The 13518-nt window shown below is 43.3% G+C and carries 11 protein-coding genes; 1 reads left to right on the top strand and 10 read right to left on the bottom strand.

The genetic code is table 11. The annotated features are described in order from the left end of the window. Nucleotides 1-27 precede the first annotated feature (27 nt). From MKY52_RS26945 to MKY52_RS26910, 8 genes are all read right to left on the bottom strand, one after another. Nucleotides 28-1290: an RNA polymerase sigma factor gene (locus MKY52_RS26945; protein ID WP_341054733.1), complete on the bottom strand. Its 1263-nt coding sequence runs from the start codon at nt 1288-1290 to the stop codon at nt 28-30. Next, nucleotides 1287-1721, bottom strand: coding sequence for a YciI family protein (locus MKY52_RS26940; RefSeq protein ID WP_341054732.1), 435 nt, complete (start codon nt 1719-1721; stop codon nt 1287-1289). Before MKY52_RS26940 ends, MKY52_RS26945 begins: the two co-directional genes overlap by 4 nt. Nucleotides 1722-1740: 19 nt before the next feature. After that, nucleotides 1741-2550 carry an alpha/beta fold hydrolase gene (locus tag MKY52_RS26935; RefSeq protein ID WP_339248043.1) on the bottom strand — a complete coding sequence of 270 codons (810 nt, stop codon included), beginning with the start codon at nt 2548-2550 and terminating at the stop codon, nt 1741-1743. Between the two features lie 233 nt (nt 2551-2783). Continuing rightward, nucleotides 2784-6689: a discoidin domain-containing protein gene (locus MKY52_RS26930; RefSeq protein ID WP_341054731.1), complete on the bottom strand. Its 3906-nt coding sequence runs from the start codon at nt 6687-6689 to the stop codon at nt 2784-2786. Nucleotides 6690-6964: 275 nt separating this feature from the next. Then, nucleotides 6965-7315: a DMT family transporter gene (locus tag MKY52_RS26925; protein WP_341054730.1), complete on the bottom strand. Its 351-nt coding sequence runs from the start codon at nt 7313-7315 to the stop codon at nt 6965-6967. A gap of 17 nt (nt 7316-7332) precedes the next feature. After that, nucleotides 7333-7659 carry a DMT family transporter gene (locus tag MKY52_RS26920; RefSeq protein ID WP_042188043.1) on the bottom strand — a complete coding sequence of 109 codons (327 nt, stop codon included), beginning with the start codon at nt 7657-7659 and terminating at the stop codon, nt 7333-7335. A gap of 13 nt (nt 7660-7672) precedes the next feature. Then, nucleotides 7673-8206, bottom strand: a complete 534-nt coding sequence (locus tag MKY52_RS26915; RefSeq protein ID WP_341054729.1) for a TetR/AcrR family transcriptional regulator — start codon at nt 8204-8206, stop codon at nt 7673-7675. Nucleotides 8207-8297: 91 nt separating this feature from the next. Continuing rightward, nucleotides 8298-8774: a GNAT family N-acetyltransferase gene (locus tag MKY52_RS26910; protein WP_341054728.1), complete on the bottom strand. Its 477-nt coding sequence runs from the start codon at nt 8772-8774 to the stop codon at nt 8298-8300. Between the two features lie 125 nt (nt 8775-8899). Between MKY52_RS26910 and MKY52_RS26905 the strand changes: the two genes are divergently transcribed. Next, nucleotides 8900-10567, top strand: a complete 1668-nt coding sequence (locus MKY52_RS26905) for a ribonuclease J (protein ID WP_042188039.1) — start codon at nt 8900-8902, stop codon at nt 10565-10567. A gap of 56 nt (nt 10568-10623) precedes the next feature. Here the strand turns inward: MKY52_RS26905 and MKY52_RS26900 are convergent, their stop codons facing one another. Together MKY52_RS26900 and MKY52_RS26895 are read right to left on the bottom strand one after the other, a co-directional pair. Next, nucleotides 10624-11721, bottom strand: coding sequence for a phosphotransferase (locus tag MKY52_RS26900; protein WP_341054727.1), 1098 nt, complete (start codon nt 11719-11721; stop codon nt 10624-10626). A gap of 89 nt (nt 11722-11810) precedes the next feature. Beyond that, nucleotides 11811-13367: an ABC-F family ATP-binding cassette domain-containing protein gene (locus MKY52_RS26895; RefSeq protein ID WP_341054726.1), complete on the bottom strand. Its 1557-nt coding sequence runs from the start codon at nt 13365-13367 to the stop codon at nt 11811-11813. Nucleotides 13368-13518 lie beyond the last annotated feature (151 nt).

Here is a 13518-nt window from a genome sequence, read left to right as displayed (position 1 = left end):
TATCGGTTTAAAATACTATTGAATTAACTACGATGTTCCTAAGTTACACGCTTCCGCCCGATTCAGCAAAAGAATCCTTTCACGTTCATTCTCGGTTAAGGATGCGGCACGTTCAAACTCTGTACGCGCCTCATCATATCGACCCAGCTTCAGCAGAAGATCACCACGAACGCTGGGCAGCAGATGATATTCCCTCATGGATGGTTCAGTATTCAGCTCATCCACTATTTGCAGTCCAAAGGTTGGGCCAAACGCCATGGATATGGCGACCGCTCGGTTTAATTCGACGATCGGCGAAGGCATGACTCTCGAGAGCACTTCGTACAGTGCAGAAATACGGATCCAGTCTGTCTCTGCTGCAGTAGACGCCTGTGCATGACAAGCAGAAATCGCAGCCTGAAGCGAGTAAGGTCCGGGCGGACGGCCAAGCTTTCGGCTACGCTCTAATGCAGTCAGGCCACGGCGGATCAGTAATTGATCCCACTGTGCCCGGTTTTGACCCATAAGTAGAATGGGCTCCCCTTTGCTATTAACCCTCGTCCTAAAACGCGAGGATTGAATCTCCATAAGGGCGACCAGTCCATGAACCTCAGGTTCATAAGGCGCAATCTCAGCTAGTACCCGTCCTAACCTCAGCGCCTCCTGGCATAACAGCGGACGGATCCAGTCCACTCCAGAGGTTGCAGAATATCCTTCATTAAACATAAGGTAAAGGACTTCAAGCACCGTCGACAAACGGTCTTTAAGCTCTTCTTGAACGGGTACCTCAAAAGGAACCTTGTTAGCACTCAGGGTTCTCTTCGCCCGAACAATTCGCTGAGCAATCGTTGATTCCCCGACTAGAAAAGAACGTGCGATTTCATCTGTCGTCAATCCACATAATAGTCGAAGGGTCAGGGCTACTCTGGCATCTTGTGACAACACCGGATGACAGGTCATAAAGATCAGACGAAGGAGATCGTCACTGATCTCCTCATCTAACGCATCATCTATGTCTATCTCAGTGTATAAATCCATGCTATGTGCAACCTCTACGTATTTCTGATCTCGAAGCTTGGTCCTGCGAATAAGATCAATCGCACGCCGTTTCGCGGTGGTCATCAGCCAAGCACCTGGATGATCTGGAATCCCCGTCTCTGGCCATCGATTAAGGGCAATTACTAATGCGTCCTGAGCAAGATCTTCTGCAAGACCTACGTCCCGTACCATGCGCGTTAAACCCGCAATGATTTTTGCCGATTCCATTCGCCATATCGTATCAATCGTTCGATGCGTATGGGAGAAACTCACGCTTGCTTCTGCTCCTCAACCTGTTTACGAAGTGCTGCTTCTTTCGCCAAAGTTTCGGGATCGTCCATTATTTCCTCCGGCTCGAATACCTGCCTTAGCTCAATCTCTCCTTGGCCAAAACCATGAGGGTCCGGCATACGTAAAGCCCATTCAATGGCTTCTTCTCTTGATTTGACCTCAATCAGCGTATATCCAGCGATCATTTCTTTAGCTTCTGTAAACGGACCATCCATAACTTTCGGTTTGCCGCCAGCTTCCGGATATGAAATTCGAATACCACTGGAACTCGGTTGCAATCCATCGCCAGCCAGCAACACACCTGCTTTCACCAATTCCTCATTATACTTCTGCATAGCATCAATCAGTTCTTGACTAGGCATAATTCCCGCCTCTGAATCTGTGGTAGCTTTAACAATCATCATAAATCTCATAGGTGTATCCCTCCTATTATTAATTTCCCATAAAGAATGCAGTAAGCTCAGTTGAAATGATCCTTGTATTGAGTTTCTTCGTATGACCGAGCCCCTTTTTACTTAATAGTTTCGCATTAGGTAGTACTTTAGCTATTGCCTGAGCACCATGCCGTAAGCCAACAGGACTCTCCGTACCTTCGAGGACCAGCGTTGGAATGGTAACTGTGCTCCACAATGTGGCAGGAAGCGGCTTTCCGTCCATATACCCATCCAATAAAACAGCATCATAGGGAAGAGTGTGCGCTACAGCCATTAGGTTAGACCATACACTTGGCATTAAGCGCATCAATTTAACAACAAACGCAGGTGCTCCCATACCTTTAGTCATAAAATACTTAATTGCCTCAGATCGGCGATTTGTAGCAATAAGCTCAGTAACATTCATTACGAAATCTAGAGGCGGCTTGGGATCCGAAGCATTGACAACAAATGGAGGCTCATGCAGAGCTAATTTTGTAATATTTGCTCCATCCGCTGCTGCCTGTAGAGCAAGAACTGCTCCAGAAGACAATCCCCAGACATATGCCGATCCTCCGGCCGCATTAATTATAGCCTGCAGATCTTCGATCTCACGAGCTATTGCGTATGGCTGTGTATCTCCGCTATCGCCACGACCTCGTCGATCGTAGTTGAAGACTGTGAAATTCTCAGACAACAGATCAGCTAACTGTACCTGACTTGGGAATTTTCGGTAACTAAATGCACCTGTCACTAATATAAGTGCTGGCCCTTGACCCATTTTGTCATAGGCAATCTTAGTTCCGTCCATTGAAGTTACTAAATGCATTTCATCTCTCCTTCGCTTTAACGTCTGATATCCGGACTTCTATTTAAACGACGAACGGAAGATGATGAAATCGACACATTCCTAAAAATTTATTTCTTATGAGATAAATACTATCTCTTCCCATTTATTTCTTGTTGATCAAGTCAATATCCTTCTCCGTAGTTTTAAATTTTCACTATCCACAATATAAAAAAAGGGAAAAGTTCCGAAGAACTCCTCCCTCACACTATCGCTTAATGAATCGTCAGATTAAAACCGCTCTGAATATAATTCAGGTTGGGGTTAGCGATATTCGTAGTCGTCAGGTTGTTAAACGTTGCTGAACCATTGCCTGTGTAAGTATAGATTGCCGAACCCTGATGTGGCCCAGAGAAACGTGAAGTAGTAATACCATCAAGCCCAGTACCATTAATATTGATGTTGTTAAACACGATATTCTCAAATCCACCACCATAACCGAACTGGATTGCATCGCGTTGTGTATTGATGATATCAATGTTTGTAAAGGTGACGTTCTTGATGGCATCATTCGATGCCTCTAAATCGATGGCTCCACGTTCTCCACCATACAGATCTTTACTGGTACCACTTGTGATAATCGTAGTATCTGAGAAAACAATGCCCGCATTATTCTGGAAATGGTAACCAGGGAAAACGGTGTTCATACGAATACCAGAACCACCTACAGTGTCGATGATGTAGTTATGATCAGCCTTATGACCGCCGCCTCCAAAGAATGCTATGGCTGCTGCACGCCAGTTATTCTCAATCGTGTTGTAGGAGAATGTGTTATTTACACCCGCCGGAGCACCATTGGTGTTACTAGTCCATACTGCAAGACCATCGTCACCGTTATTTCTTACGTTGGTGTTTCGAACAATCGAATTGCTAGTGCCTTGGGAGTAGTTGATACCATCGGCAAGATTGTTCCGAATCCGGCTGTTTTCAACCACAAGCCCACTGGCATAAATAGCAGGTGTATGAGCATAGTCGCCTACCCACATGCCACATTCAAAATGTTCTACCCAGACATCATGGATAATTGAATTAGTACCAAAGTTATCCATAAATCCTTTGTAAATTGCATTTTGTCCATAACGGGATCGCAAATTCGAATTCATGTAAACATTACTAAAATCTAGCTTGCCGCTAATACGGAGTGAAATACCGCCTCCCGCCGCATTAGGATTAGTAAACTGGAGGTTCGTATGCCAGATTCCAGCACCTGTCACCGTAAAGTTGTTAATCATATTGCTGGCAGAACCAATTTCCCACATGCTGCTAAGATTAAATGTTCCGGCAGGAATATACATGCTCTTACCGCCTGCAACAGCTGCATTCACCGTTGCTTTAAAAGCTGCAAGGTCATCCTGACCATCATTTGCTACAGCACCATAATCTGTCACTGACACGGAGTTCGCCGGACGAGCGACTGCAGTAGGAACGGGTTCGATTTCGAGGAAATCAACACCATACTCTAAGCTATCTCCATTGTTCTTCTGAATCCGGATGATATCTCCAGGCTGGAGAGGAGTATCCAATTTCCAGTGGACTTCGTCAAATCGGAAGAGCGGACGCCCAGCACTAGGAGTATCACCAGGCATATCGCCCGAAAAATACTGCCAGCTGTAGTAGGATGTCAACGATACCGTTTTGACTTTTACTCCATTCACATACACGTCAAGTGAACCATTCAGTCCCATACCATCCGAAGAGTCAGGCATAGTAAATCTCATAGTCACACCCGCGCCGCCATGTCCTTGTCTGACTGTCCATCCCACGTTCGAGCCGTTTGAAGGAAGAGCTGCATAACGCTGACCAGATGCTTCTGAAGCAATTAGTGCTTGATCAAACGTAGGTGCTGATTTCAACGTAGCTCCACCGCCGAGAGTAGCATCTTCGGTATCATACCGGCTATAAGGCATGCTTGCACCACGTAAAGCATAGACCACCAGATTAGTTGTGCTTATATTGTTTGATTGCTTCGCTGTTACCTCATTAGCATCCACTGCAACAGTAGTGGTTACAGTGTAATTACCGTTGACTGCTGTCCATGTCCCTGGAATCGTGACGTTAACGGAAGCTCCAACAGCAAGGGTCCCGGAATAGGATCCGTTAAATGCTTGAATCGTGGTACCCGCTGAGTTTTTAAGAGCTACAGTAACACCATGAGATCCACTTGCAGAAGCAGTGGTTCCTTGATTCTTGAGATTTACAGTAAAGCCTACTGTACTATTAGCCACTGGATTACTTGGTGTCCATGTAGTCACACCAACTAAGTCAGAGCTGGAGACTGGAGCGATAACAAGCGATGCCCCGTTCGTATAGCTGTTATTCCCTTCGTTCTGCTCGAAAATCACATTGTTCTCATCTACTTTAGCGCTGAGAGCATAGGTCGCAGCGGTTTTGGCTCCAGTGTTTAATGTCATTGAGGCTGTTGTTGATGCGCCTGCAGTTAATAAACCTACTGGAGCAGATCCAACGAGCTCATTGTTTAAGTAAAAGTTGACAGTGGTTGCTGCGGAGCTAGCATTACCGTTGTTCTTAACAACTGCATTTAATGTAATTGCACTTGTCTCGACAGGAGTAGTAGGTGACCAGGACATACCCGTTATCATTAGATCAGGGTTCGCCCCTGGTGTACCGAATACTTGAAACTCCGCGATTTGCCCAGCAGGGGCACCAGAGTTCGAAGTGATATTCAACTGCAGACGTTTAACCGTTGCCGTAACCGGGATGGTTACTGTATTGCCCGAAGCTGGATTAAACGTATACGATTGAGCCGATACCAAATTACCGAAGGTAGTCGTGTCTTGATTGTGACCGAGCACCTGAATCGTTTGTGTGCGAGTACTCCATGCAGAGGCTGGATTCAGCTTCAAAACGATTGACGTAATGTTGTGGTTCGCCCCTAAGTCGAGGGTGAGCGAACTTGGATTGCTGCCACCTTCCCAGTACGTGCTTGTGTCATTATCGTTCGCATTTGTTGCTACGAACGTTTGTGTACTGGAAGAAGCGGTAATCGTCTTGCCGACAGCAATATTACTCCCAGGAGCAGGTGTTGGTGTTGGTGTCGGCGTTGCTGTTGGTGTGACCGTCGGTGTTGGTGTGGTTGTTGGCGTTGGTGTTGGTGTTGGTGTTGGTGTGGCTGACGGTGTTGGTGTGGCTGTCGGTGTCGGAGCAGGTGTTGCAGGTGGTGTTGTTGTCGTCGACGCTACAGTGATTTGGTCAAGGTTAACATTGCCAGAATCACCAGCATCATATTTATATGCGATGGTGTTGTTACCCGCATTTAGATTAAGAACTTCTACTTTAGTGCTCCATGAATCCCAATTTGGTAAGTTAGATAATGAGGTCTGGCCAATTTTAGCACCATTGACATAGACACTTATTGTCTTTGCACTGCCACTTGCATTAGCGTATTTCAATGTCACTTCACGACTACCTGCTGCTGGCACGTTAATCGTGAATGTCGTTGTTGCACCTTGTGTCAAATATCCATCCACGAAGCCCGCGCCGGAGTAACCGGCATGATCCGTGTTCACTTTAGCTCCTCCAGACAGTGAAGCGGATTCAGCTTCATAAGTGCCGGAAGGCGATGGAGTTGGAGTAGGAATAGGACCACTAGCGCCGTAAATCTCGAATTCAGAGAGCTGAGCTGCCGGCCAACCTGTGTTGCTCGTTACATTCAGACGAACATAACGCGTACTGGTTGAGGCAAAGTCGATGGTAACACTGTTACCTGCCACTGATGGATTGAATTCATAATTCGCAGACCCTACAATGTTTGTGAATGTCGAACCGTTTGTGCTACCTTGAACAGCCAATGTTTGCGTCCGCGTCTCCCAACCAGAAGGGAGCTTTAGAACGATTTGATCAATATTCGTATTTGCACCTAAATCGACTTGAATCCATTGCGGGAATGCATTATTCGTACTTTCCCAATACGTGCTTTGATTACTGTCTTTAACATTGTCAGGACTATAAGTTTGTGATTGACCGCTCGCAGTTACATTTTTGCCGAGTGTCAGGTTTGGTCCTCCGGAGGCTGAAACAAAATTAAGTGGGCCCGCAGCCAAGAATAAACTTGAAATCAGCATGGATACTACCAGCGACCATACAACATACTTGTTACGCATTTTAATTTTAATCCTCCTTAAATATGTTAGATTCTCAAAAATTCACGAACCTATCAGAGTGCTCAAATGGTAGCGTTTTCAATAGAGATCATCCAGAGCACATTAAAAAGAACCACACCCTCCCTTCACTTTCAGACACACTCATTATAGATAAATAGTAGCTCAAACTATAAGATGTAATTCTACGGAAAAGGTAAGTGATACCATTATCGCGAAACTATGCGATTTATGGAATCTATGACATCCGTTTAAAAATAAAAAAAGAGCCTGATTTATCAGGCCCGTTCTTTGTCTTCACCTTTGGCAGGAGAGTTTAATAATACCACTCCTCCTACTATTAATACTATTCCGGCAAAAGTAAGAATACCAAATGGATCTCCCCACACAACAATACCCACAATTGCAGTTAGAACAGTACCTACACCGGACCAAATCGCATAAGCTAAGCTTAACGGTAATTCTCTAAGGCTTATGGATAAACTATAAAAAGCAATAATAAAACCAATAATAACCCCTATAGAAGGGAGTAATTGCGTGAATCCTTCTGACATTTTCAACATAGTAGTCCCTACGACTTCGCTAGCAATCGCTATACTTAGAGCAATATATCCTACATTTCTTTTCATGCTGCAGCCTCCAAATTCTAATGAGCCCCACCTGAGAGCTTCATAATGATTACACCACCAATAATAAGCAGTAGACCTAGTAATTTCTTACGATTAAAGTTTTCTTTATAAATAACTACGCCAATTATAGCTGTCAAAGCTGTACCTACCCCTGACCAAATCGCATAAGCTGTACCTAATGGAATTGTTTTTAGCGCTAAAGAAAGACTATAAAATGCTAAGCCCATACCAAGGATCACGCCAATGGATGGGAATACCCTTTTAAACCCGTTAGACACTTTTAGCATTGAACTGCCAAATACCTCACAGATGATCGCTGTTGCAAGTAATACATATGAATTCAAAGATAACCTCTCCTTACTTCGTCATATTTATCAATTCTTGAATGACTTTCGTGCGTAATTTATCATCTAACACACCTAATCCGAACATTTCGGAATACCATAACCCATCTGCTGCCAACCTAATGATAGTGGAGCGTACAGGATCAATGCCATCGTTCTCTATGTTTTGTTGCCACGTTGCATATTGACTTTGAAATTTGTTAAGAATATCTGGATTTGTGAAAAGAGCAGCAAGAAGCGCGGTACCAATCTCTTTGCCCTCTTTAATATCATCATCCATGGCTTCAGTAATAGCGCGACTCCACTTCCCTTTTTCAAGCGTTTCGCTCATTGCTCTATCTTGAACACTGGTAAAAAAATGGTTCGTTAGATCTTCGACCATCCCTATGATCAAAGCTTCTTTATTTGGAAAATGGTGCAGTAGCCCGCCCTTACTGACCCCGGCTTCTTTAGCCACAGCTTCAAGCGTAAGCTTCTCTACTCCATTATTTTTAACAACTGTGGAAGCAGCCAATAAAATAGTTTTACGTTTAGAATTACTGTTCACATTAATCACCCCTGTTATTTACTATACCGTCCAGACGGTTTTATTGTCAAATAAAAAATAAGCCTGCTAATCCAGGCTTACTAAACCATAATTAAATTAACTCTTTAATATACCAAGCATCACATGCGAAATGCTCCGAGCCAGCTAAGGGGGAATCTAAAAGTTCGAAGCCGTTTTTAATATAAAAACGGTTAGCAGCATGCATGTTCTGTAATGTCTCCAAATAACATTTATTGTTATGAAGCTTGGCAAAATCCAGCGCCGTATTTAGGAGTTCAGAAGCTATCCCATTACCTCTAACGGACGGAGATAAGTACATTTTTTGCAACTCACATATGTCGCCCTCATTGCCGAAAGGCGCAATGCCACACCCGCCCAATATATTTCCATCTTCTTCTACAACCCAATAGGCCTGATTATCACTATGATTGTAATACTCATATAAATGATGCAGGCTGTCATCTTCCCACGCAAGCCCTGCCCTATTCCCGCCAAACTCAATCAGACAGCTCCTAATAATCTGTTCAATCGCACGATTATCGTTCTTATGTATTCTTCTGATGTTCATGATCAATCTGTCCCCTAACTTTTGAATATCAATCTATTGTTATACTATTGTACCACCTCAATGAAAGGATAATTATAAGGGATTTCATACATAATATAGGTGTATTTATAAAAGGAGGGACTTTAATGAAAGTGGCAGCTAAACAGCTCTGGATTGCAGCATTAGGCGGTGTGAATGAAATTGGTAAGAATATGTATTTCCTGCAATATGCTGATGATATTATTGTCATTGATTGCGGTTCTAAATTTCCGGACGAAAGTCTACTGGGGATTGACCTCATTATTCCTGATGTTACGTATTTATTAAGCAATCTTGATAAGATTCGAGCATTAGTAGTTACACATGGACATGAGGATCATATTGGAGGAATTCCTTATCTACTCAAACAATTAAATCTTCCGATCTACGCATCTCGGTTAACCTTAGGTCTAATTGAAAATAAACTGAGAGAACACGGAATATTACGTCAGACCAAGCTTCATGTCATTGATTCTGAGTCTACTTTACAGCTAGGAGCGATTACTACAACGTTCTTTAATACCAATCATAGTATTCCGGATTGCCTTGGTGTTGTATTCGATACCCCAGAAGGGACCGTTGTTCATACAGGGGATTTCAAATTTGACATGACCCCTGTTAATAAGCAGTATCCCGATATACATAAAATGGCTGACATCGGGAAGAATGGTGTAAAGTTCCTGCTCTCAGAGAGTACCAATGCAGAACGCCCAGGCTTCACCCCCTCTGAAAAACTCGTTGGCGCTCATATAGAAGAAGCATTCATGAAAGCTGACCGTAGAATTTTTATCTCTACCTTTGCTTCAAATGTACACCGTCTACAACAGATCATTGAAGCTGCTCGTTTAACCGATCGTAGATTAACCTTACTTGGCAGAAGTATGGTTAATGTTGTCCGAGTAGCCCAGGAACTCGGGTACTTGAGCATTCCAGATAACATGCTGATCGAGCCTACAGAAGCTGCCAAACTCCCTCCAGAGCAAGTAACTGTATTATGTACAGGCAGTCAAGGCGAGCCCATGGCTGCGTTATCGCGACTGGCTAACGCAAGTCATAGGCAGATGGAAATCCAGGCAGGCGACACTGTTCTGATAGCAGCTAATCCCATTCCCGGGAATGAACGCAATGTATCTAGAATCGTCGATAATTTATACGTGCTTGGCGCTAAAGTCATTTATGGATCACGCAGCGAGCTTCATGTATCTGGGCATGCAAGCCAAGAAGAGCTTAAGTTAATGTTAACCTTGATGAAACCTGAATATTTCATACCGATTCATGGTGAATACCGTATGCTACATCATCACAGCTTGTTAGCAGAGGCAGTTGGTGTTAACCCCAATAATATCTTTATTCTAAAAAATGGAGATATCGTCGAGTCATCATCAGGTGTCGTCCGCCAATCTGGCCGAGTGGCAGCTGGACAAACCCTAGTGGATGGCCTTGGGATTGGAGATATTGGTAATGTCGTTCTTCGCGATCGTCGCCAGTTGTCAGCAGACGGTATTTTGATTACAGTGATTACATTAAGCCAAGAAGATGGACGTTTATTAAACGAGCCGGATACCATATCCAGAGGATTCATCTATGTCCGTAACTCAGAAACTTTAATGGAGGAGATCAACAAGCTTGTAACCTCCACCCTTCAAAAGATGAGTGAGGCTGACCTAGGCGAGTGGAATATCATCAAGCAGACCATCAAGGAGACCCTAAGTAGATTCCTGTACGAAAAAACGAAACGACGTCCAATGATTCTCCCCATCATTATTGAGGTGTAGCAAAAAGGAGCTCCTGTAATAGGGGCTCCTTTTTCATATCTAATGAGAATTAAGAACTATGTTATCCATAATTTCAATGTCTCTGCTTCTAGCGTCATTTTTTGATGAATAATAATGATTTGCTCAAGCCGATTAACCCGCTCCTGAAGATTAGCGTTTAACAGGTCAGATTGTAGCTGAGCATTCAGAGAAAAGTATTGTGGGACTTCCCAGACACTACGTAAAGCAGTGCTTAAACAATAACTATATCTTGCAAGGGATTCGTCTCCCTGCCATCCGCTAGCCTTTAATCCTTTGATATACGAATGGAATAAAGACTCTTTGAATTCCTCGTAACGATCGATAGGAATCACACCAAGACTCATATTTACGCCAAACATTTTACCAAGATCTTCACCTAAACCTGATATGCTCATAAATTGCCAGTCTATCAAGACTAACTCTCCGGTTTGAGTTAACAGCATATTCATTTGACTGAGGTCCTGATGGGCTAATACTCGCGGCAAGCGATGGAGAGCATTCAAGTTACTGTCTATCCGCTTCGTGAAGTCTTGAAACCAAGCCCAAAGGCTTCGGTCATTGTCTCTATGTAATTGATGAATATATTCCTCAGGGTTAGGTGCATACATTTTACTCGAAGTAGTCCATGATCTAAGCCAGCTTCTACATATCCATTGGTCATTAGGAGTGTTCTTTCCTGAAAGATAAGCTCCATTAAATCGGCCTAACCGTTCAGCGATAATATCAAACTGCTCCTTCGTATGTGCAAATTCCCCTTCAATTCGTTCCATCCATAACCATACAGTACCATCTTCTTGCTCCTCAACAAGATAACACTTAGGAGCTTGGATTGAGACCGGAAGCTCATCCAGAATCTTAGATTCAAAGACTAGGGCTTCTCGTCGCCAGTAATTGTGATGTGCTGGATCCTCTTTTTCTACACTATCAGACTTAATGATTTTTAATATGATTGACCATGGAAGCTGCTCGTTATTAATTAGTGCGAAACCCTGAAGATGAAAGATTCCCGCTGTTGTAAAGTTAGGTGTTTTATAATCTAAATCCTCGCATTTGAAATGGACTATTTCTATTTCTTGTTCTCCAAAAATTCGTTGAACACTGATGTTAAGCTGATCCATTTTATTCTCTAACACATAGACCCTCCCCACTATCCATAAAAAAGCCTATAAAGCGTAACTGATTCGTTAACACCTCATAGGCTTGTTCAATAAAGATTTGCTTATTAGAATACTTTTGTTGTCCAATCTTCGCAATTCCAGATATCGGTGACAATGTCTTGATAAAAATCTGGTTCGTGAGAGATCATGAGAATGCTTCCCTTATATGCTTTCAGCGCACGTTTCAGTTCATCTTTGGCATCGATATCCAAGTGGTTCGTCGGCTCATCTAATACGAGAATGTTGGTCTCACTGTTAATGAGTTTACATAGACGCACTTTAGCTTTTTCTCCACCACTTAGAACAGCAATCTTACTTTCGATATGTTTCGTGGTCAGTCCACATTTGGCAAGGGCAGCACGTACTTCGAATTGTGACAGGGATGGGAATGTATCCCAGATCTCCTCGATACAAGTCTTGTAATTGCCTTCTTTCATTTCTTGCTCAAAGTATCCAATCTCTTGATGGTATCCACGTTCTACCGATCCGGACAATGCTTGGATTTCGCCTAAGATACTGCGAAGCAAGGTGGTTTTACCGATCCCGTTCGCACCGACCAACGCGATCTTTTGTCCACGCTCCATTAACAAATTTAGCGGTCTGGACAACGGTGTTTCATATCCGATAACCAATTCTTTAGCTTCGAAAATCATCTTGCCCGCAGTTTTACCTTCTTTAAAGTTAAACTGTGGTTTTGGCTTCTCTTTTGCAATCTCGATGATTTCCATCTTGTCGAGCTTCTTCTGTCTGGACATTGCCATGTTACGGGTAGCTACGCTGGCTTTGTTACGTGCTACGAAGTCTTTCAGCTCTGCAATTTCTTGTTTCTGACGGTTATAAGCAGATTCAAGCTGTTGTTTTCTCATTTCGTAGACCTGTTGGAATTGCTCATAGTCACCCACATAACGGGTCAGCTTTTGATTTTCCATATGGTAGATCAGGTTGATAACGCTGTTCAAGAAAGGCATATCATGTGAGATCAGAATAAATGCATTATCATACTCTTGAAGATAACGTCTCAGCCATTCAATATGCTGCTCATCCAGATAGTTCGTAGGCTCATCTAGGAGCAGAATATCTGGTTTTTCAAGCAACAGCTTCGCAAGCAGGATTTTGGTACGCTGACCACCACTAAGATCAGCTACGTCACGATCCAAACCAATATCTGTGATTCCTAGACCGCGCGCGGTTTCTTGTATCTTCGCATCGATCATGTAGAAATCTTGATTTGTAAGCGTATCTTGGATCGTACCAACTTCTTCAAGCAGCTTTTCCAACTCTTCAGGCGACACGTCACCCATTCTGCCGTACATATCATTCATCTCTTGCTCAAGATCAAAGAGGTATTGAAAAGCGCCTCTGAGTACATCTTGAATAGTCATGCCTTTGGTCAACACTGCATGCTGATCGAGGTAGCCAACACGCACCCGTTTGGACCATTCGACCTTACCTTCATCCGGTTGCAGCTTTCCTGTAACAATATTCATAAAAGTGGATTTACCTTCGCCGTTAGCGCCGAATAATCCGATATGCTCGCCTTTTAGAAGACGGAATGAAACATCCTTGAAGATCGCACGATCTCCAAAACCATGACTTAATCCTTCTACATTTAATATGCTCATTTATGGACACCTTTTTCTTATTTTTCTCGCTATATTATAAGCAGGATTACACAAAAACTCAATGGAGAAGCAAAAAAATATCATATTATGGACCGTAACGCGAAATATCTCAGGTTCTCAAAACCTACGGTAGATGAGGATTTTACGCTGG

Source organism: Paenibacillus sp. FSL P4-0184 (assembly GCF_038004625.1).
Classification (GTDB): domain Bacteria; phylum Bacillota; class Bacilli; order Paenibacillales; family Paenibacillaceae; genus Paenibacillus_AQ.
Note: the sequence above shows the minus strand (reverse complement) of the source record. Positions and strands in the feature narration are given on the sequence as shown.

Coding starts and splice junctions, on each gene's coding strand:
- MKY52_RS26940 (WP_341054732.1), bottom strand. CDS start 1,721: ATGAGATTTATGATGATTGTTAAAGCTACCACAGATTCAGAGGCGGGA.
- MKY52_RS26935 (WP_339248043.1), bottom strand. CDS start 2,550: ATGCATTTAGTAACTTCAATGGACGGAACTAAGATTGCCTATGACAAA.
- MKY52_RS26930 (WP_341054731.1), bottom strand. CDS start 6,689: ATGCGTAACAAGTATGTTGTATGGTCGCTGGTAGTATCCATGCTGATT.
- MKY52_RS26925 (WP_341054730.1), bottom strand. CDS start 7,315: ATGAAAAGAAATGTAGGATATATTGCTCTAAGTATAGCGATTGCTAGC.
- MKY52_RS26910 (WP_341054728.1), bottom strand. CDS start 8,774: ATGAACATCAGAAGAATACATAAGAACGATAATCGTGCGATTGAACAG.
- MKY52_RS26905 (WP_042188039.1), top strand. CDS start 8,900: ATGAAAGTGGCAGCTAAACAGCTCTGGATTGCAGCATTAGGCGGTGTG.
- MKY52_RS26895 (WP_341054726.1), bottom strand. CDS start 13,367: ATGAGCATATTAAATGTAGAAGGATTAAGTCATGGTTTTGGAGATCGT.